Source organism: Embleya sp. NBC_00888 (assembly GCF_045207655.1).
Lineage (GTDB): Bacteria > Actinomycetota > Actinomycetes > Streptomycetales > Streptomycetaceae > Embleya.
Map to the genome: position 1 here is coordinate 7,347,428 of NZ_CP108784.1, position 20,722 is coordinate 7,368,149.

Sequence of the window (20,722 nt, forward strand, 5' to 3'; positions counted from 1 at the left end):
CCGAACGGTAATTCACGGCGGCAAAGGTTGGGCCCGGGGACACCCGTTCACCGACTGTCCCGTACAACGAGCGAACACCGGCGACCATTCCCGGACATAGCTGGTTGATCTTCCGATCACGTCCCGTTCGGCCCGGAAGGCGGGTTCGGGCGCGGGCCGGCCGGGTGCGCGTCCAGGCCGGCGATCAGCAGGTCGAGACCGGCGTGGAACTCGGTCTCGGGCGTGCTCTCGGCGGCGGCCCCGGCGATCTCGATCAGGTACGGGAAACGATCGGTGGGCAGCGCGCGGGCCCGGTCGGTGATCGCCCGGACGTCCTCGTCCGGCGCGATCGAGAGCGGGCCGGCCAGTTCGGCCTGGGCGAAGCCGGTGACGAAGCCGGTCACGGCGCGGAACGCGTACAGCAGGTCGGCCCCGCGCCGGCCGCTGCGGGCGAGCGCCCGCAGCAACGCCTCGCCGTGCGCCAGTGTGGACCCGTCGGTGATCCGGCGGGTGAGGATGAGCGGGATGACGTCCGGATGGGCGCGTACGGCACGCCAGTTCGCCTCGGCGAGCCGGCGGGTGTCGACCCGCCAGTCGTCGTCCTCGGCGCGCTGCTCGTCGAGAGCCGGTAGCGCGTCCGCCATCACCGCCTCGACGAGCAGCCCCTCCAGGCCCTCGCGGCCGTCCACGTAGTTGTAGATCGTCATCGCCCCGGTGCCCAGCGCCGCGGCCAGGCTGCGCATGGTCAGCGCACCCAGGCCGTGTGCGTCCACCAGGGTCAGGGCCGCCGTGCGCAGTTGTTCGCGGCTGAACTTTCGGGGCGCGGGCACGATGCTCCTCCTTGACTTACGTACAGCGTACGTGTTCGATGGGCGTTGTTCACGTACAGAGTACGTCAACACGGCTCCGGCGGCTCTCGCCGAGCCGGACGGGCGCGCCCGGATGCGCCCGATTCCCTTTTGTGGCAAGGAGCTTCGATGACTCGCATCGATGTGTTCGAGGATGCCCTCCGGTTGGCCGAAGGCGGCCGGATCAGCGCCGGGGAACGCCGGATGAGCGGCGTCGACCGCGCCGACGGCGTCGACCAGGGGTGGCAGTTGGCCGCCTTCCATGTCGAGACCGACGCCGACCTGCACGCCGACCACTGGGAGATGCATCCAGAGTCCGACGAGGTGGTGTGCGTGTGGACGGGCGCGCTGCGGATCGTGCTGCGCGCCGAGGAGGGCGCCGGTGAGGAGCCGCCGGTCACCCTGCGGGCCGGCGGCGCGTTCGTGGTGCCGCGCGGGCGTTGGCATCGACTCGAGATCGAGGAGCCCGCCGATCTGATGTCGATCGCCCGGCGCTCCGGCACCCGCCTGGAGCGGCGGGCCGGGTGGGCGGGGGAGCGGGCATGACCGGGACGATCGAATCGGCGGCCGTTCCGGTCCGGATGCCGCGCGCGACCCGGATGATGCTGGTCGTGGTGCTGACCGTGCAGTTCACCGTCGCGCTGGACATGTCCGTGGTCAACGTGGCCCTGCCGGACATCCGCGACGACCTGGGCTTCGGCGCGGACGGGCTGCCGTGGGTGGTGAACGCGTACGCGCTGAGCTTCGGCGGGCTGCTGATGCTCGGCGGCCGGATCGGTGACCTGGTCGGGCGCCGTCGCACACTCGTCGCGGGCCTGGCCGTGTTCGGCCTGGCCGGCCTGGGCGGCGGCCTGGCCACCACGCCCGGCGCGCTGATCGCCGCCCGCGCGGTGCAGGGGATCGGTGCCGCCGCGCTCGCGCCGGTGGCGTTCGCGCTGATCACGGTGACCTTCCCGGCCGGGCCCGCGCGGTCCAGGGCGCTGGGGTTGTGGGGCGCGACGGCCGCGGCGGGCGGTGCGTTCGGAGTGCTGATCGGCGGGCTGCTCACCGAGTCGGTGGGCTGGCAGGCGGTCATGTTCATCAACGTGCCGATCGTCGCGTTCGCCATGTTCGCCGCACGCGGGCTGCCGGCGGATCGACCCGTGCCCGGCGCCGCGCCCAGGCTCGACCCGGTCGGCGCGCTGCTGGTCACCGCCGGTGCGACCACATTGGTGCTGGGCGTGGTGCGGGCCGAGCGGCAGGGCTGGGGATCGGCCGTGACGATCGGTACGCTCGCCGTCGCCGCGGCCCTGCTGGCGGCCTTCGTCCTGGTCGAACTGCGGGTCGCCGAGCCGCTGTTGCGGATGGGGCTGTTGACCCATCGGCCGGTGCTGGGGGCGAACCTGTTCATGATGCTGCTGTTTTCCGGCCAGTTCGCGGCGTTCTACTTCACGTCGCTGTATCTCCAGCAGGTGCTCGACTACGGACCGGCCGCCGCCGGCGCGGCCTTCGTGCCCTTCTCCGGCGGGATCGTGATCGGCTCGGTGCTCGCCACCCGGACGATGGCCCGGATCGGCCCGGGGCGGCTGCTCGCACTGGGCGCTGTGCTCGCGGCGGTGGGCTTCGGCTGGTTCGGGCTCGCGTTCGACGTCGACGGCAGCTTCCTGCGCTCGATCCTGGGTCCCTCGCTGGTCGCGAGCATCGGTGCGGGGCTGTGCTTCGTGCCGCTGGGCACCGCCGCGACCGCGGGAGTCGCCGCGCACGAGGCCGGGATGGCCGGTGGACTGATCAACAGCTCGCGACAGATCGGCGGTTCGATCGGCCTGGCCGGACTGGTCACGCTGGCCGCGTCGGTGATCGGACCGCACGGCGGCGGGTCCGAGCGCGAACTCGCGCACGGGTACGCGGTCGCGCTGGAGACGGCGGGCGGACTGCTCGTGTTGGCCGCACTGGTCGCGCTGGTCCTGGTGCCGGCGAAACTCGGGGGTGCGCCCGCCGACGAGCGGGGATAGTCGCCGGGGCGGGAACGGAGCCGGGTGCCGGTGGTGTGTCGGTGTCGGCTTCGCTCGGCTCCCGGCCGGGGCCACGAGTGCCCTCGGCGGTCGGCCCCCGTCCCGAGGCCTCTCAAATGGGCGGCGAGCAGCGCTCGTTGCGTCGGTCACGAGCGAACCAGTCGGCGGGATAACGTCCTTGGGGCGAGGTCGGCCGCGCCGCGCGATGCTCGTCGGCGCAGGTCGGCCGCGAACTCGACTGCTCTCCCACGTATATCGCTGCTTTCCACCGGGTAGCGTCGGGTCGTCGTGACCAACCGGTACGGCGACAGGCGTGCGTCGTTGTCGACTCCGCGCCGGACCGACCGAGCGTGGAAGTCTGCATACCCGCCGGCGACCGGCGTACGGGCGTGCCGCACCAGGCCGCGGGCGAGCGTACGACGCGAAGGGAGAGCCGATGAGTGTGTTCACACGTACGTGCCGGCGAGCGGGGGCGGTCGCGGCGGCGACCGCCGTGGCGGTTCCGCTGACCGTCGTCCTGGCCGCGCCCGCGAGCGCCGCCCCCTCCGCGTGTACCGCGCGGACCGGGCCGTATCAAAGCCAGGTGGAGAAGGCGTTGGGGCTCAAGGTGGACGGCCGGCAGTCCACCGCCGACTGCCGCGCCATCCGTACCTATCAGACGCAGAACGGCATCCGCCCGGCGGCCGGCTACGCCGGGCCCGTCACCTACGGCGTGATCAAGCGCAAGGCCGGCGGCGGGGAGGGCGGTTGCCCGACCGACGTCGGTCGGATCGCGTGTGTGGACCTCGGCCGGCAGGTCAGTTGGATCCAGGACGGCGCCAAGCAGGTCTACGGGCCGGTCGCCATCCGCTCCGGGCGGGACGGCTTCGAGACCCGCACCGGTTTGCACAAGGTCTACTACCGCGCGATGAACCATTGGTCGACGCTCTACGACGTGGCGATGCCGTACAGCCAGTTCTTCGACGGCGGCATCGCGTTCCACGCGATCGACGGCTCGGTCACGTCGCCGCCCGGCTCGCACGGCTGCCTCAACATGCGGCCGGCGGACGCGCAGGCGTACTGGGGACTGCTGCACACCGGCGACGAGGTGTACGTGTACGGGAACAAACCCGGTACCTGACGAGCCGGTTCGGGTCGTCGGCCCCGGTCGCCGGTCGGCCGGGCGGGTGTGCCCGGTCCCGGCGGACGCGGTCACACCGCGCGCAACGCGCCCGGGTGCCGGCCGGTGAGGTGGTCCAGGGCCGCGGAGGTGGGCTCGTCGAACGGGAGGTAGACGACCAGGGTCTGGTCGACGTCGGCCAGGTCGAGGATCTCGCGTTCCAGGCGTAGTTCGCCCGCCTCGGGGTGGGCCAGGTGTTCCACGCCCACCCGGCGCGGCAACGTGGCGGGCGCGGCCAACCGCTCGGTGAACGCGGTGCCCGCGGTGACGGCCATGCCGTCGAGGAAGTCCTGCACGTAGGGATCGCCGAACGAGGACGCCAACCGCAGGATCGCGGCGTGCTCGTCGGCTATCCGCTCCCAGTTCGGGTAGGCCGCGCGCGCTCGCGGATCGGTGAACACGTAGCGCGCGAGGTTGGGTTCCTCCTCGTCCAGGATGCCCAACGGACGGGCGAGTCGCTCGTACCCGTTGGTGAAGGCCAGCACGTCGCCGAGCCGATTGACCAGCAGCGCGGGGGCCGGTTCGAGCCGGTCCAGGAGCGCGCGCACCGTGGATCGCACGGTCCGGGCGGGCGGTTCGCCGCCCGTGCACGGGAACATCTCGCCGGTGGCGGCCTTGGCCAACAGGCGCACGTGCACACGCTCGTCCGCGGTCAGCCGCAGCGCGTCGGCCAGCGCCGCCAGCACCTGGCCGGACGGGCGGCGGTCGCGACCCTGCTCCAGCCGCGCGAGGTACTCGGCGCTGACTCCGGCGAGGGTCGCCAACTCCGACCGGCGCAGGCCCGGGGTGCGCCGCCGGGCACCGTCGGGAAGCCCGACGTCGGCGGGCTTGACCGCCTCGCGGCGGTCGCGGAGGTAGGTACCAAGTTCGTTCTCGCTCACGGCCCGCAGTCTATGGCGCGCGCAAGCCCCGATCGTGGCCCCGGTGGTGCCCGTCTCGGAACGGGATTCCTCGGAACGGGCCTCCTCGGTCCGGCCGACCGAACACGGTGGGCCGGGCGCCGGCCGCGTCCCGGTCGGACGATCGGCGGACGCGCGCGGGCCGGTGGTCAGTTCGGGTCCGCCGCCGGCGTGGCCGAGCCGATCAGGGCCGCGGTGGTCGCCGAGGTCAGTCGGTCCAGGTGGTCGTCGGTGAGCGGGGTGCGGGTGATCGCCAGGCGCCAGTAGAGCGGCCCGACGATCAGGTCCAGCGCCAGGTCGACGTCGACGCCCGGCGGGAGTTCGCCGCGTGCGCCCGCGGCCCGCAGTACGGCGGTGCCGATCCGGCGCTGGGTGCCGTGCAGCACGGTGTCCAGCTTGCGGGTGATCTCCGGGTTGCGGGCCGCCTCGGCGAGCAGGTCGGGGATGATCTGCGAGGCCAACGGGTGGCACAACGCGCGGGCGGCCTCGGTGAGCAGCACCCGCAGGTCGCCGCGCAACGATCCGGTGTCCGGCGCGGGCAGGTCCTGTACGGCGACGGCCAGGACCAGGTCGACCACCATGTCCAACTTGGCCGGCCAGCGGCGGTAGACGGCGGTCTTGCCGACGCCCGCACGGCGGGCGACCGCCTCGATCGACATCCGGCCGTAGCCGACCGAGGCGAGTTCCTCGAAGACCGCGCCGCGGATCGCCGAGGTGACGTCCTCGCGCAGGACGGCGGCCCCGGCCGGGGGTCGGCGGGGCGAGGGTTTCGGGTCGGCGGGCATGGGCCGATGGTACTGCGACACGACGATACGGTTGCGTTCTATCGTGCGAATGGCTACCGTCCCGGTAGAGGACCAACGATGTCGTCGGGCGACCACGCCCGGGCGCATTCGGGACACGGGCGGGTGGGGCGCGATGGCGGAGGAGTACCGGGGCGCCGACGCCGAGACACGGCCGCTCGGCGTGATCGCCGACGCGCCTCCCGTCGTGCCTCCCACCCACGGGCCCGCGTCTCCCGCGCTCGCCGGTCGGCACCGCCGGACGCCATCGGCCGCCGCCGGCACGGGCTCCGGCGCCGGCCTGCTCCGGGCCGGACTGGTGATGGCCGCGGGCACCGTACTCTCCCGCGTCACCGGCATGCTCCGCACCGTCCTGATCGTCGCCGCGCTGGGCACCGCGGGAGCCGCCGACGCCTACAACGTGGCCAACACGATCCCGAACATGCTGTTCACGCTGCTCGCCGGCGGCGCGCTGAACGCGGTGTTCGTGCCCCGGATGATCCGCGCGATGCGCGACGAGCGCGAGGGCGAGGCGTACGCGAATCGGCTGCTCACACTGACCGTGCTGGTCCTGGGCGTGGTCACCGTGCTCGCGTGGCTCGCCGCACCGCAGCTCATCCGGCTGACCGGCGGACACCTCGACGGCGCGGACGCCGGGCGTGGCTACGCGTCGGCGGTGACCTTCGCGCGCTACTGCCTGCCGCAGATCTTCTTCTACGGCGTGTTCACCGTGGTCGGCCAGATCCTCAACGCGCGGGGTCGGTTCGGCTCGATGATGTGGACGCCGGTGCTGAACAACGTGGTGGTGATCGCCACCTTCGCGCTGTTCATCTCCTGCACCCACGACGCCGGTCCGCACGGGTTGTCCGCCGCGCAGACCCGGCTGCTCGGGATCGGGACCACGCTGGGCATCGTGGTCCAGGCGGCCTGCCTGTTCCCGTACCTGCGCGCGAGCGGTCTGCGGATCAGGCCCCGGTTCGACTGGCGCGGCAGCGGGCTGCGCCAGGATGCCCGACTGGCCCGCTGGACGCTGCTGTTCGCGCTGGTCAACCAGGTCGGCTACACCGTCGTGGTGAACCTGACGGTGGCCGCCGGCGCCGCCGCGGAGCGGGCCGGGGCGGCGGGCGGCGCCGGGTACACGCCGTACGGCAACGCGCAGACGTTGTGGATCCTGCCGCAGTCGGTGATCACCGTGTCGCTGATGACCGCGCTGTTCCCGCGGATGTGCCGGGCCGTGGCCGAGCACCGTCCCCAGGACCTGCGCGAACAACTCTCGCGCAGCCTGCGGTTGTCCGGCGTGGCGATCGTGCCGGCCGCCTTCGCGCTGTTGTGCTTCGGTCCGCAACTGACCGAACTGATGTTCCGGCACGGCGAGACCGGCAGCGCCGACGTGAGCGTGATGGCCCGGGTGCTGGCCGGCTTCTCGCTCGGCCTGATCCCGTTCTCCGCGCAGTACGTGCTGCTGCGCGGCTTCTACGCGATGGAGGACACCCGTACGCCGTTCCTGGCCGCCGTGTGGATCGCCGCGGTGAACGCGGGCCTGTCCGGCGCGGCCTACCTGCTGCTGCCGGCCCGGTGGGCGGTGGTGGGCATGGCGCTCGCCTACACCCTGGCCTACACGGTCGGCCTCGCGGTGACCGCGCTGCGGCTGCGCCGACGGCTGAGCGGGGCCACCGGGCGGATCACGGCGCGTACGTACGGTCGGCTGATCGCGGCCGGTGCGGTGGCCGGCGGCGCGGGACTCGCGGTCACCAGGCCGCTGGCCGCGGTGGGCGAGGGCGCGGGCCTCGCCGCGCTGCAACTGGCCCTGGGCGGCGCGGTGATGGTCGCCGCGTTCGTCGGGCTGGGCCGGTTGTTGCGGATCCACGAGGTCACGGCGGCGGTGGGCACGCTGCGGACCCGCTTCGGGGGGTGAACGGGCCGCGCCTCGGGGGCTGTGCGGCTCGTGCCTCGCGGGGTGAGCGGCCCGCGCCTCGGGGGAACGGCCTGTGCCTCGCGGGGTGGGCGGCTCGTGCCTCGGGGTGTGCCGGCCGCGGTCGAGCGGGGGAGGGAGCATCCTGGGTGGTGTGAAATCCGATCGGCTGCTCTCCATCCTGTTGCTTTTGCAGACTCGTGGCCGGGTACCGGCGGCCGAGTTGGCCGAGCGGTTGGAGGTGTCGACGCGGACCATCTACCGCGACGTCGAGGCGCTGTCCACGGCCGGTGTGCCGGTCTACGCCGAGCGCGGTCGGCACGGCGGGATCTCGTTGTTGCCCGGGTTCCGGACCGACGTCACCGGGCTGACCTCGGACGAGGCGCGCGCCCTGTTCGTGCTCGCCGAGCAGGGCACGCACGCGGCGCTGGGCCTGGACGGCGCGCTCGGCTCGGCGCTGCGCAAGGTGATGGTCGCGCTGCCCGCGCCCCATCGGCCCGCCGCCGAGGAGATGACCCGCCGGGTGCTGATCGATCCGCAGCGGTGGATGTCCGGGCCGCGTCCGGCGGTGGACGTGGCCGCGTTGCAGGACGCGGTGTTCGCGGACCGGCGGCTGCGGATCCGCTATCGGCGCAGCGGCTCGACCATGCCGCGCACATACACCGTCGACCCCTACGGGCTGGTCGCCAAGGCGGGTACGTGGTATCTGGTCGCGGATCGCGATGGGACGCCCCGGCTGTTCCACACCGATCGGCTCACCGGGTTGACCGTCACCGAGGACCCGGTGCGCCGGCGGCCCGGGGTCGAACTGGCCGAGGTGTGGCACGCGTTGCGCCGAGGCATCGACGAGCAGCCGGTGGCGGTGCGGATCCGGGCCCGGGTGCGGCGGACCCGGGTCGACATGTTCGTCCGGATCGTCGGGGCCTGGCTGACCGGGCCGCCGGCGGATCACGACGACGAGTGGGTGACGGTCGAGTTGGGGTATCCGGCACTGGGCGCGGTGCGCCAACTGCTCCAGTTCGGCACCGACGTGGAGGTGCTGGATCCGCCGCAGGCGCGCACGGCGATGGTCGAGACGGCGGCGGCGATCGTCGGCGCGTACGGGTGAGATCCGCGCGGTCGTCCCGGGCGCGGGTCGGTCCCGGAGGGGCCCGTGTACGCCTCGCGCGCGCTTCGGCCGGCGGGGGTGCGGGCACTTCGGGGCGGCGCCTTTTCGGCGGCGGAGGTGTGGGAAACCGGCGGAAGCGCAGTGTCCGCATCGCTCCGTGTTCATACGATCATCGGAACACGATGAACGAAGGCTTGGGGGCACGGCGGTGCGGGTCGAGGATCTGTTGGGCATGCCCGAGCTGCGATTGGCCCTGTTGGCGGGTACGGAGGGACTCGCTCGCGAGGTGCTTCGGGTGTCGGCCGCCGATCCGGTCGACCCCGGCGGGGGCACGATCGCCGGCGAACTCGTGGTGCTGCGCGCCGACGGATCCGGGGTCGACGGCACGGGACCGGTGCGGGCGCTCGTGGCGGGCGGCGCGGCGGCGGTCGTGGTGTTGCCAAAGGCGCGGGACGGGGTGGATCGGGTCGAACCGGCTCCGGACGAGGTGCCGTACGCGCTGGTCGAGGCCTGTGGGCAGGCCGGCCTCCCGTTGTTCCTGGCCCCGAGCGGGGTCACGGCGGTGCGGATCGCCGAGGTGGTCGCGCACCGGGTCGCGCTCGAACGCGGGCCGACCACGGGACGCCTGTCCGGTCGGCAGCGCCGGCTGATCACGGCGCTGGCCGAGGGGGCGGACACCCAGGACCTGCTGGATCTGCTCGCCCGCGAACTCGGCGCACCCTGCCGGGTGTCGACGCCGGCCGGCCGGGTCCTGGCGAGCGCGACGGGGAGTGGGCCGGCACGGGGGGCGGCCGTGGCGGGCGACGTGGTGGACGCGGTCGAGACGGTGCGCGGCGCGCTCGCGGCGGAGCGGCTGCCGGCCCTCATCGAGGGTGAGACGGTGTTCGCGCTCGGTCGGGGGCCGGCGTTCGCGGGATACCTCGTGTGCGCCGGGGACCGTACCGACGACGAGGCCCTCGCGCAGGCCGCCGACCTGCTGCTGCTCGGCGGCGCCCGGCGCGCGGAGCGGCTCGCCGTGGAGCGCGCGCACGCGTGGGAACTCGTCGACCTGGTCGAGTCGGACGCGGCCCCGGACGCGGTCCGGGCCCGACTGGGCGCGGCGGGGATCGGACCGGACGCGGCGCCGATCGTGTGTTGTGCCGCGTCCGACGGGGCCGACCCGGCGATCGGGCGGCTGGTTGTGGACCTGATCGAGCGAGTGTTCGCGGCGGATCCGGCGACGCGGTGGGTGGTGGCCTGCGGCAAGGCCGAGTCGGTCGTCTTCGCGTCGGCCGGGACCGGGGCCGGCGCGGCGGCCCGGATCGCCGAAGAGTTGGAGCGGGCGGCGCACTGGTGGGAACCGCTGCTCGGGTCCGAGCGGGTCGCGATCGGCATCACCGGGACGTCACCCACGTGGGCGACGGCCTTGGCCGAGGCCAGGGGCGCGCGGGACCTCGCGTGGGCGCGCCCCGGCCGGCTCACGGTGGCCGTAGGACCGGGGATCGACGCGTACCCGGCGCTGTTGGCGGCCGTACCCGGGCCCGTGCGCAGCGCGTTCGCCGATCGGGTCCTGGGCGGCCTGCGGGCGTACGACGCCGAACACGGCACCGACCTGATCGGCACGCTCGCCGCCTTCCTGGCCGCCAACGGGGCCTGGCAGCGCTGCGCGGCGATGCTGGGCGTGCATGTCAGCGCGCTGCACCAGCGGATGGGCCGGGTCCGGGATCTGACCGGCCGGGACCTGTTCTCGGCCCGGGACCGGGTGGATCTGCTACTGGCCCTGGAGAGCGACCCCGGCTGCTGAGACCGACCCCGAGACGAGGGCGACGGCATGGCCGGAATCGGGGTGAGTGCGGCTGCGCGGCGGGGGCCGGGGCGAGCGTCGCGGTGCTGCCGGGATCGGGGCGAGCGCGGCTGCGCGGCGGGGGCGGGCGTGGCGGGGCCGCCGGGGCTGGGGTGAGTGCGGTGGTGCTGCCGGGATCGGGGCGAGTGCGGCCGTACGGCGGGGCGGGGCGGGACGGGCGTCGCGGGACCGCCGGGGCCGGGCGCGTGTGGTGGCGGTGCCGGGATCGGGGACGGGCGTGGCGGTGCTGCCGGGGCGGGGGTGGGCGTGGCTGCACATCTGGGGCGGGGATGGGCGCCGCGGGACCGCCGCGGCCGGGGTGGGCGTGGCTGCACGACCAGGGCCGGGACGGGCGTGGGGACCGCCGGGGCTGGGGTGAGTGCGGTGGCACTGCCGGGATCGGGGCGAGCGCGGCTGCACGGCGGGCCGGGACGGGCGTCGCGGTGTTGCCGGGGACGGGGCACGTGTGGTGGCTCTTCCGGGCCTGGGTGCGGACCCGTGCGGTGGCCCCGTTCGGCTGGGCGCGGGCCCGCGTGGATGCGGCGTCGGGGCTACTTGGCGCCGCTGTCCTGGAGGTCGGCCAGCGACGCGGCCCAGCGGAAGTACTTGTTGCGGCCCAGGTCGCCGATGGTGGTGATCTTCAGCGAGGCCAGGTGCTCCGCGTGCGCGTCGGTGATCCCGGCCAGTCCCGCGACGGGGGCGGCGAGGACTTCGCTCAGGGTCTTGTTCTCGTAGGCCTTGTCGAGCAACTTGTCGAGATCGGCGGTCACGGGCATGGGTGCTCCCTGCGGGATCGAGACGGCTGACATCCGGGTTCGGCACCCATGCTGCGTCGGGCTTGTCATGAATTCCGACATTTGCCGTGCTGCGCGTGTCGCCCGCTTCGGGATGCGTCGACGCTCGACGGTCCGGCGTCGGAGCCGGCGCTCCAGGGGTGCCAGCGCGGCCAGGATCAGCACCGCGCACAGCAGCGGCAGCGGTACCGGATGCGGCAACGGCCAGATGCCACCGGACATTCCGGGTGCGGCCCATGGCGTCATGTCCATGACGCCATCATGGCGCCATAGTTACGCCATGGCAAGCTTGGTTGACTCCATTCGTGATGTCACGCGACCCAGTGGGTCTGGTCGGCGGCGGGGATGCCGGCTGGATTCGAGGTGCGATCGGTGGCACCGCGGATGGCGGTGGATGGCGCATTACCGCATGAACGCGGTGGTGCGTTCGCCGGGTGCGAGGCGTGCTCAGCCGGCGACGCTGAGCCGGTAGCCGCGTTTGGTGACCGTCTTGATCAGGCCCTTGTGCGGGCCCAGCGCGGTCCGCAGGCGGGCCACGGCGGCCTCGACCGCGTGCTCGTCGGCGCCGGCCCCACGCCAGACGCGACGCAGCAACTCCGCGCGGCTCAGCACCCAGCCGGGCTTCTCGGCCAGCGCGCGCAGGACCGCGGCCGGAACCGGGGACAGCGAGATCACGCCGCCGCGCACCAGGACCGCGTTGCCCTGGATGATCAGCCGTTCGGTGCCGGTGTCCAATTCGCGCCGGACCCGTGGGGGCAGCGTCTCGGTGACCGTGCGCACCAGCGAGCCCAGCCGCCCGCGTTCCGGCCAGACCGCGGGCACGCCCTCGTCCAGCAGCGGCTTCGCGCAGATCGAACCGATGCACACCGGCAGCACGTCGCTCCGCAGCGCCGCCAACACCTCCTCACGCCGCCCGAGTTCGCCGGCCGTCTCCAGGAACGCGCCGATCGCCGGCGCGCTGGTGAAGGTCAGCGCGTGCAGATCGCCGCGGATCACCTGCTCGACCAGGCGCCGGACCGCGGCCGGGTCCTCGGGCGGACCCCACCGGTACACCGGCAACTCGATCACCTCGGCGCCACGTTCGCGCAGCGCCGAGGCGAAACCCTCCAGCGGCGCGCCGTGCTCCTGGATCGCGATCCGCCGCCCGCGCAGGTCCCGGGCCAGCAGCCAGTGCAGCAACTCGTCGTTGGCCTCCGAACCCGGCGAGTACATCTCGCGCAGCCCGGACGCGCGGACCGCCCCGGTGGCCTTGGGCCCCCGGCTGATCACCGTCGCCGCCGCGCAGGCTTGCCCCACCGCGTCCGCCCGCCCCCATCCCTCGGCCGCGTTCATCCAACCGCGCCAGCCCAGGCCGGTGGTGGCCACCACATAATCCAGCGGCTCGACCAGACAGCGTTCGGTGGCCCGGCGCAACGCCTGGTCCTCGCGCAACGGGACGATGCTCATCGTCGGAGTGCCCACGACCTTCGCGCCCCGGCGTTCCAGCAGCGCGACGAGTTCGTCGCGACGCCGGGCGGCCGTGACGCCGACCGTGAGCCCGACGAGGGGTTCGGCCGCGCCTGTACGAGTAACCATGTCGTGAGGTTGCCGGGTCGGCGTTACGACGATGTTGCCGGGCGATCACCTCGGGGTAAGGCCTCGAACCGGGATGGTGCCCGATCGTGTCGCATTGCTCACCGTGCCCGCGGGGCCGAGTGAGCCGGCCGTACCGCTCGCGCAACATCGGGGACCAGGCTGCGTAACAGCGGCTCGGGAGGCTTCGGTGACGCGGTCGCCGGCCGGCGCGTCGGGCACGGCGGCCCGCCGACCGTGCCCGCACCCTCGCCCCACCCCGAAGGAGTCCCTCGTGACCGACGCCAAGCAGACGCACGTGGTCCTGGTCGGCCACGGGATGGTCGGGCAGCGCTTCCTGGAGGCGCTCACCACGACCGGATCCGGACCACCGGGACCACGGATCACGGTGCTGGCGGAGGAACCGCGGCGGGCCTACGACCGGGTGCACCTGACCTCGTGGTTCTCCGGGACCAGCGCGGAGGACCTGTCCATGTGCAGTGCGGAGTTCGCCGCCGAGCACGGGATCGACATCCGGCTCGGCGACCCGGTGGAGAGCGTCGACCGCGCCGCGCGCACCGTGACCACCCGGGCCGGCCACACCGTCGACTACGGCACGCTCGTGCTCGCCACCGGGTCGTATCCGTTCGTACCGCCGGTGCCGGGCCACGACACGCCGGGTTGTTTCGTCTACCGCACGATCGAGGACCTGGAGGCGATCAAGGCCGCCGCCGAGACCGCTCGGATCGGTGTGGTGGTCGGCGGCGGACTGCTCGGCCTGGAGGCCGCCGGCGCGCTCGTCGCGATGGGCCTGGACACCCACGTGGTCGAGTTCGCGCCGCGCCTGATGGCGCTGCAGATCGACGAGGGCGGCGGCAAGGTGCTGCGCCGCAAGATCCAGGACCTGGGCGTGACGGTGCACACCGACGCGGGCACCCGGGAGATCCTCGACCAAGACGGCCGGGTCGCCGGCATGGTGCTGTCGGACGGCACCGAACTGGCCGCCGACCTGGTGGTCTTCTCCGCGGGGGTGCGCCCGCGCGACGAACTCGCCCGCGCGGCCGGGCTGGAGATCGGCGAGCGCGGCGGGATCGTGGTGGACGAGTACTGCCGCACCGACGACCCGCACGTGCTGGCCATCGGCGAATGCGCGCGCACGGTGGACGGCCGGGTGTACGGGCTGGTCGCGCCCGGCTACGCGATGGCCGAGGTGGCCGCGCGCGGAATCCTGGACGAGGTGCCCGACCCGACCGTGTGCTTCACCGGCGCCGACCTGTCCACCAGCCTCAAACTGCTCGGCGTGGACGTGGCCGGCTTCGGCGACGCGCACGGCACCGCCGAGGACTGCGTGGAGGTGCTCTACTCCGACGCGCAGGCGGGCGTGTACAAGAAACTGGTGATCGGCGCCGACGGCAGCCTGCTGGGTGGCGTCCTGGTCGGCGACCCGGACGCGTACGGCGTGCTGCGCCCGCTCACCGGCGCCCCGCTGCCGGTGCCGCCCGAGCAACTGCTGATGCCCGCCGCGATCGGCGCGCCGGTGAAGTTCGCGCTGCCGGACACGGCCGTGGTGTGCTCGTGCCACGCGGTCACCAAGGGCAGCATCCGCGCCGCGGTGTGCGCGCCGGACCGGCTCGACCCGGCCGCCGTGCGCCGACACACCAAGGCTGGTACCGGCTGCGGCAGTTGCGTCAAGCTGGTGGGCACGATCGTCACCGAGGAACTGGCCGCCGCCGGCATCGAGACCGCGCGCGGCCTGTGCGAGCACTTCGCCCAGTACACGCGCGCCGAGTTGTACGAGATCGTCCGGGTCAAGGGCATCACCACGTTCGCCCGCCTGATCGACGAACACGGCAGCAGCCGAGGGCCGGACGCGGACGGCTGTGACGTGTGCAAGCCCACCGTCGGCTCGATCCTGGCGAGCCTGTCCGGCGGGCACATCCTGGACGGCGAACAGGCCGCGCTCCAGGACACCAACGACCACTTCCTGGCCAACATCCAGCGCAACGGCTCGTATTCGGTGGTACCGCGCGTCCCGGGCGGCGAGATCACCCCGGACGGCCTGATCACGATCGGCGAGATCGCCCGCGACTTCGGCCTCTACACCAAGATCACCGGCGGCCAGCGGATCGACATGTTCGGCGCCACCGTCGACCAACTCCCGCTCATCTGGCAGCGGTTGGTGGAGGCCGGCTTCGAGTCGGGGCACGCGTACGGCAAGGCGCTGCGCACCGTGAAGTCGTGTGTCGGGCAGACCTGGTGCCGCTACGGCGTGCAGGACTCGGTCGCCCTGGCGATCGAGCTCGAACTGCGCTACCGGGGCCTGCGATCGCCGCACAAGCTCAAGTCCGCGGTGAGCGGGTGCGCTCGCGAATGCGCCGAGGCGCAGAGCAAGGACTTCGGGGTGATCGCCACCTCCGAGGGCTGGAACCTGTACGTCGGCGGCAACGGCGGGATGACCCCGCGGCACGCGGACCTGCTCGCGAGCGACCTGGACCACGACACGTTGATCCGCACCATCGATCGCTTCCTGATGTTCTACATCCGCACCGCCGACCGCTTGGAGCGCACCGCGCCGTGGCTGGAGCGGATCGAGGGCGGGCTGGACCACGTGCGCGCGGTGATCATGGACGACTCGCTGGGGATCTGCGCCGAACTGGACGAGTTGATGGGTCGGCATGTGGCGACCTACGCGGACGAGTGGGCCGCGACGCTGGCCGACCCCGACCGGGTGCGCCGCTTCGTGTCGTTCGCCAACGCGCCCGGCACCCCAGACCCGACCGTGCGGTTCACCGCCGAGCGGGACCAGATCAAGCCCGTGCTGCTCGGGCCCTTGGAGGTACGCGGCCGATGACCGTCACCGAGACCATCACCCAGACCAGCACCGAGACCGGCAGCGCCCGAACGGGCACGCGGACCATGGTGGAGATCGCCGGCGGCACCGGCTGGGTCGCGATCTGCCCGTACGACCGGCTGATCCCGGGCCGAGGCGTCGCGGCGCTGATCGACGGCGAGCAGGTGGCGATCTTCCGGGACCGCACCGGCGCGCTGTACGCGCTCGCCAATCGGGACCCGTTCAGCGGCGCGTACGTGATGTCGCGCGGCATCGTCGGCCGTCGAGGAGAGGTGCCGACCGTGGCGTCGCCGATGTACAAACAGGTCTTCGACCTGCGCACGGGGGAGTGCCTGGACGAGAGCACCGCCCCGGACGGCACCCCCGCGGCGCTGCGCACGTGGCCCGTCCGCGCACACGCGTGAGCGACGGCCGGTGGGACCGCGGCCGGGCATCGGCCGCGATCCCACCGGCGTCGGAGGTTCAGCGTGAGGCGGGGTCCGGGTCGACGCCGCCGAGGTTGTGATTGCCGGCGAACAGGTTGCCCGGGTCGTGCGCCGCCTTGAGTTGGGCCAGGCGCGCCCGGGTCGGCGCGTCGTACACCTCGGCGACCCGGTCCGGGGTGGGCGCGACGCCGTCGCCGTAGACGAAGTTGAGGTTGCGGCCGAGGGACAGCGGCTTCAGGACGGCCCGGACGTCGGCCTGGAGCGCGCGGGCCGCGTCGAGGTCGGCGCCGTCGATCATCGCCACGACCCGGACGATGTAGCGCGCGTCGCGCCCGCCGACCGCGTTGGGCACCGCCGGCTGCCGGGACAGCGCACCGCCGAGGTGGCGCACCTCGTGCATGACCATCATCGGCGCGCTCGGACCGGCGAGTTCGTACACCGCGCGCAACACCTCCGGATCCAGGTCGCGGACCAGGACGTTGTCGCCGAGGTAGGCGTGCGGGTGGGCCGGGTCGTTGTGGATGGTGTGCGACCGGGCGTACGGCAGATCGGCCAGGTCGTCGACCAGGCGCGGTCCGACCGCGCGCAGCGGGGCCACCAGGCGCTCGCCGTCGGCGGCGTCGCCGGTGTACACGATCTTGATGCTCGCGGTGTGTCGCCCGCGCAGCGGCGCCGGCACCTGCTCGATGTCGGGCAGGCCGATGAACGAGATCGACGAGGTGACCTGCTCGGGTACCGTCTCGGTCCAGGCCAGGTAGGCGGCGCCGGCGGCCTCCACCAGGTCGGTGTCGAAGACCAGTGAACCGCCGTAGACCCGGGCCACCGGCATCAGGTCGAACTCGATCGAGGTGACGATGCCGAAGTTGTCCCGGCCGCCGCGCAACGCCCAGAACAGGTCGGCGTCATCGTCGGCGGTGACCCGCCGCAGGGTCGCGTCGGCGGTGACCACCTCGATGGCCCGGACGTGGTCGGCCGCGTAGCCGAACTCGCGGGCCAGCAGCCCCAGTCCGCCACCGAGCGTGTACGCGACCACGCCCACGTGCGGAGCCGAACCGTTGAGCGGGGCCAGGCCGTGCGGCGTGCTCTCGGCGACCACCCGCTCCCAGCGGGCACCGGCCTGGGCCCACGCGGTGCGTGCCGTGGGGTCGACCCGGACCTCGGCCATCCGCCGGGTGGAGATGAGCACGCCGCCGGGGGACGCGTCCGCCGGGGCGTGTCCGGTGGCCCGGACGGAGACCGACAGGCCGTGCGCGTCGGCGAACTCGACCGCGAGCCGGACGTCCTCGGCGTCCGCCGCGCCCACGATCACGTCCGGGCTCGGTCGAAACGCGGTCTGGAACCCGGACCGCTCGTCGTCGTAACCCGGGTCGCCCGGCACGTACACGACCCCCTGGACCCGCGCGCCCAACTCGGCGATCGCGGCGGCCCGGGACGCGTGGTCGTCTTCCGGCTTCCCGGCGGCGTTGTTCGCGGTCATCGGTGTCTCCCATCCTCGGGGACGCCCCGTGTGCGTCCCGTGTCCGCTCTCTCGTCTTCCGTGGGACCCACTCTCGCTCGATAACTTGACATCCACCGTCAAGTTTTCCGATCGGATTCGCGAGGGTCTCGGACCACCCGGCGGGCACCTGACGTCCGATTCCTCACAGCACCCGATCGCCGGATTGAGCGAGATGTAGCCCGACCGACCGGGACGACGCACCGGGCGGAAATCTGGCATTCCTAGCGTGACGAAACATCAGCAAGCACGCCCTCCCGGACAGGCAGGTCCCCGTGACGACAACCGTCAGCGCACCGACCCAGGCCACGCGCCCCCTCGACGACTGGCAGCCCGAGGACGAGATCTTCTGGGAGCAGGCGGGCGCCAGGATCGCCCGACGCAATCTGATCTTCTCGGTGCTCTCCGAGCACATCGGCTTCTCGGTGTGGAGCCTGTGGTCGGTCATCGTGCTCTTCCTCGGCCCGGCGTACGGGTTCGACCCGGCGCAGAAGTTCACCCTGACCGCCGTGCCGACCCTGGTCGGCGCCGCGATGCGGATCCCCTACACCTTCGCCGTGGCCCGCTTCGGCGGCCGGAACTGGACCGTGGTCAGCGCGCTGCTGCTCCTGCTGCCCACGGCGCTGATCGCGATCGTGCTGGAGCCGGGCGTCTCCTACAACACGTTGCTGCTCGTCGCGGCGGTCGCCGGGGTCGGCGGCGGCAACTTCGCCTCGTCGATGGCCAACATCAACGCCTTCTACCCGCAGCGGCTCAAGGGCTGGGCGCTGGGCATCAACGCGGGCGGCGGCAATCTGGGCGTACCGGCCGTGCAACTGGTCGGCCTCGCGGTGCTCGCGACCGCCGGCGCCGCGCATCCTCGGCTGCTGATCGCGGTGTACATCCCGCTGATCGTGATCGCCGCGCTGCTGTCCGCGCGGTACATGGACAACCTCCCCGGGTTGCGCAACGACAAGGGCGCGATGCGCGAGGTCGCCCGGGAGCCGCACACGTGGGTGATGTCGCTGCTGTACATCGGCACGTTCGGGTCGTTCATCGGCTTCGGGTTCGCCTTCGGTCAGGTGCTCCAGGTGCAGTTCCACGCGGAGTTCGCCACGCCGGTCAAGGCCGCCTACCTGACCTTCCTGGGACCGCTGCTCGGTTCGCTGGTTCGCCCGATCGGCGGTCTGCTCGCGGACCGCTGGGGCGGCGCGCGGGTCACCTTCTGGAACTTCGTCGCGATGGCCGGCGCCGCGCTCGTGGTCTACCTGGCGTCGCGGCAGGAGTCGCTCGGCCTGTTCCTGACCGGCTTCGTGTTGCTGTTCGTGTTCAGCGGTGTGGGCAACGGCTCGGCGTACAAGATGATCCCGGCCATCTTCGCGGCCAAACTCGGCCCGGGCCCGGCCGCGCGACGCAAGTCCGGCGCGCTGATGGGCATCGCGGGCGCGATCGGCGCGCTGGGCGGAGTCCTGGTCAACATCGCGTTCCGCGAGTCCTTCCTGAACTCGGGCCGCGGCGACGCCGCCTACCTCGCCTTCCTCGCCTTCTACGGCCTGTGCCTGGTGGTCACCTGGGCGGTCTACCTGCGGCCTTCGGCACGGCGCCTGACCGGGGTGTAACGGCCCCACCCACGCCACCTCCCACACCCGCCCCCAAGCCCCGCTCGGCCCCCGGCATCCGCCCTGGGCCGGGCGGGGCTCTCCCGACCCACTTCCTTGCCCACCCCGACTCATCGGCAGCACGCCTCGGCCAGCCCCCGGCGCGTCAGCGCCCCCGACCCAGCCCACCCCAGTGATCGACGCGCGCAGCGCGGAGAGCGGCGGAGCCGCGAGCCGGCGACGAAGCCGGGCCACCCTCGGCGCGTCAGCGCCCCCGACCCAGCCCACCCCAGTGATCGACGCGCGCAGCGCGGAGAGCGGCGGAGCCGCAAGCTTGGACGGTGTGGCCCGGAGCGAAGCGGAGGGACACGCCGTCCCGAGCGAGGCGCCGCTTTTTCTTGGAGGAGCTTGCGGGGGAAAGAAAAAGCGGCGCCTCGCGAGCCGGCGACGAAGTCGCCCAACAAAAGCGAAGCCGGCGACGAAGTCGCCCAACAGACTGACCCCATGAAACTTCGCATCGGCGTAGGCATGAGCCCGCGCAACCCCGCCGACCCCGCGACGTTCGGCGAACTCGTCCGGCACATGGAGGACATCGGCGTCGACTCGCTCTGGCTGCCCGATCTGATCGGCGGCGACCTGCCCGACCCCCTCGTCGGCATCGGCTACGCGGCCGGTCGTAGCGAGCGGCTCAAGCTCGGCAGCGGCGTCACCGTGCTGCCCGGTCGCAACCCGGTCGCCGTGGCCAAGGAACTCGCCACCCTGGCCGCGCTCGCGCCGGGCCGCATCCTGCCGGTGTTCGGCGTGCAACACGCCACCGCGCGCGAACGGCCGCTCTTCCCGATCCCGGGCCCGCGCGGCGAGGTGATGGACGAGGCGCTCACCGTGGTCCGCCTCCTGCTCGAAAACGACGACGTCTCCTTCGAGGGCAAGTACCACCGGTACGAACACGCCACCGTGCGCCCGCGACCCACCCGACCACTGGACCTGTGGCTCGGCGGCAGCGGCCCGAAGTCGCTGCGCCGGGTGGGTCGGCTCGCCGACGGCTGGCTGGGCGCCGCGCTCACCCCCGACGAGGCCGGCGCGGCTCGGCGCGCGATCGAGGCCGCCGCGGCCGAGGCCGGGCGTACCGTCGACGACGACCACTACGGGATGAGCCTGGTGGTCGCGTTCGACGGCGCGCCGGGCCGCGAGTTCGGGGCCTTGCGGCGGCAACGGCCGGACGTGGACCTCGCCGAGCTGGTGCCCACCGGTTGGGCCGCCGCGCGCGAGCTGATCGGGCGGTACGCCGATGTCGGGGTGAGCAAGTTCGTGGTGCGGCCGGCCGACCCGCCGCTCTCGTGGACCACGTTCCTGAACGAATTCGCCACCGAGCTGTTGCCGCTGGAGACGTGAACGATCTTGCCGCACCCGAGAACTGACGCTCCGTAAGCAAAATATTGCGCACACTCGGGCCTGCCGGAATCGTACGGCCGGCCGGGCGGCCGGGAACCCCGGACCGCCGACCGGCCGTCCTTGCTCCTCGCGCCCAC

16 protein-coding genes are annotated in these 20,722 nt (G+C 73.1%); 10 read left to right on the forward strand and 6 right to left on the reverse strand.

Annotation, left to right across the window (positions count from 1 at the left end; genetic code table 11):
- Positions 1-116: 116 nt before the first annotated feature.
- Positions 117-809 (reverse strand): TetR/AcrR family transcriptional regulator C-terminal domain-containing protein, encoded by a 693-nt coding sequence (locus OG948_RS31265; protein ID WP_406299649.1) that lies wholly within the window; start codon positions 807-809, stop codon positions 117-119.
- 147 nt (positions 810-956) lie between these two features.
- Here OG948_RS31265 and OG948_RS31270 point away from each other — a divergent pair, with 147 nt between their 5' ends.
- The 3 genes from OG948_RS31270 (at position 957) to OG948_RS31280 (ending at position 3,938) form a co-directional block, all read left to right on the forward strand.
- Entirely contained in the window at positions 957-1,373 is a 417-nt protein-coding gene (locus tag OG948_RS31270) for a cupin domain-containing protein (protein WP_406299650.1), read from the forward strand.
- The gene (locus OG948_RS31275) at positions 1,370-2,818 is read left to right on the forward strand and encodes an MFS transporter (protein ID WP_406299651.1); all 1,449 of its coding nucleotides are present in this window, start codon (positions 1,370-1,372) and stop codon (positions 2,816-2,818) included. The genes OG948_RS31270 and OG948_RS31275 overlap by 4 nt, the downstream gene beginning before the upstream one ends.
- A 436-nt stretch (positions 2,819-3,254) precedes the next feature.
- Positions 3,255-3,938 (forward strand): L,D-transpeptidase, encoded by a 684-nt coding sequence (locus OG948_RS31280; RefSeq protein WP_406299652.1) that lies wholly within the window; start codon positions 3,255-3,257, stop codon positions 3,936-3,938.
- A gap of 71 nt (positions 3,939-4,009) precedes the next feature.
- Here the strand turns inward: OG948_RS31280 and OG948_RS31285 are convergent, their stop codons facing one another.
- Positions 4,010-4,858 carry a helix-turn-helix domain-containing protein gene (locus OG948_RS31285; protein WP_406299653.1) on the reverse strand — a complete coding sequence of 283 codons (849 nt, stop codon included), beginning with the start codon at positions 4,856-4,858 and terminating at the stop codon, positions 4,010-4,012.
- 167 nt (positions 4,859-5,025) lie between these two features.
- Positions 5,026-5,661, reverse strand: coding sequence for a TetR/AcrR family transcriptional regulator (locus OG948_RS31290; protein WP_406299654.1), 636 nt, complete (start codon positions 5,659-5,661; stop codon positions 5,026-5,028).
- Between the two features lie 133 nt (positions 5,662-5,794).
- Here OG948_RS31290 and murJ point away from each other — a divergent pair, with 133 nt between their 5' ends.
- The 3 genes from murJ to OG948_RS31305 all read left to right on the forward strand — a co-directional run bounded on the left by murJ (position 5,795) and on the right by OG948_RS31305 (position 10,461).
- On the forward strand, positions 5,795-7,573 hold the full coding sequence (murJ, locus tag OG948_RS31295) for a murein biosynthesis integral membrane protein MurJ (RefSeq protein ID WP_406299655.1): 1,779 nt from the start codon (positions 5,795-5,797) through the stop codon (positions 7,571-7,573).
- Between the two features lie 151 nt (positions 7,574-7,724).
- Entirely contained in the window at positions 7,725-8,678 is a 954-nt protein-coding gene (locus tag OG948_RS31300; RefSeq protein WP_406299656.1) for a helix-turn-helix transcriptional regulator, read from the forward strand.
- A 232-nt stretch (positions 8,679-8,910) separates the two neighbouring features.
- Complete coding sequence (locus tag OG948_RS31305; RefSeq protein ID WP_406299657.1) at positions 8,911-10,461, forward strand: PucR family transcriptional regulator; 1,551 nt, start codon at positions 8,911-8,913, stop codon at positions 10,459-10,461.
- Between the two features lie 590 nt (positions 10,462-11,051).
- Here OG948_RS31305 and OG948_RS31310 read toward each other — a convergent pair.
- A complete protein-coding gene (locus OG948_RS31310; RefSeq protein WP_078974137.1) occupies positions 11,052-11,276 on the reverse strand; it encodes a hypothetical protein in 225 nt (74 codons plus the stop codon).
- Positions 11,277-11,741: 465 nt separating this feature from the next.
- Complete coding sequence (locus OG948_RS31315) at positions 11,742-12,869, reverse strand: uroporphyrinogen-III synthase (RefSeq protein WP_406299658.1); 1,128 nt, start codon at positions 12,867-12,869, stop codon at positions 11,742-11,744.
- Between the two features lie 271 nt (positions 12,870-13,140).
- On the opposite strand from OG948_RS31315, the gene nirB reads away from it, so the two are divergent.
- Entirely contained in the window at positions 13,141-15,696 is a 2,556-nt protein-coding gene (nirB, locus tag OG948_RS31320; RefSeq protein WP_406299659.1) for a nitrite reductase large subunit NirB, read from the forward strand.
- Complete coding sequence (gene nirD, locus OG948_RS31325) at positions 15,693-16,100, forward strand: nitrite reductase small subunit NirD (RefSeq protein WP_406299660.1); 408 nt, start codon at positions 15,693-15,695, stop codon at positions 16,098-16,100. Before nirB ends, nirD begins: the two co-directional genes overlap by 4 nt.
- Positions 16,101-16,158: 58 nt before the next feature.
- Here the strand turns inward: nirD and OG948_RS31330 are convergent, their stop codons facing one another.
- On the reverse strand, positions 16,159-17,598 hold the full coding sequence (locus OG948_RS31330; protein WP_406299661.1) for an FAD-binding oxidoreductase: 1,440 nt from the start codon (positions 17,596-17,598) through the stop codon (positions 16,159-16,161).
- A gap of 293 nt (positions 17,599-17,891) precedes the next feature.
- Between OG948_RS31330 and OG948_RS31335 the strand changes: the two genes are divergently transcribed.
- Entirely contained in the window at positions 17,892-19,214 is a 1,323-nt protein-coding gene (locus tag OG948_RS31335) for a nitrate/nitrite transporter (RefSeq protein ID WP_406299662.1), read from the forward strand.
- 483 nt (positions 19,215-19,697) lie between these two features.
- Positions 19,698-20,585 carry a TIGR03854 family LLM class F420-dependent oxidoreductase gene (locus OG948_RS31340; RefSeq protein WP_406299663.1) on the forward strand — a complete coding sequence of 296 codons (888 nt, stop codon included), beginning with the start codon at positions 19,698-19,700 and terminating at the stop codon, positions 20,583-20,585.
- Positions 20,586-20,722: the final 137 nt, after the last annotated feature.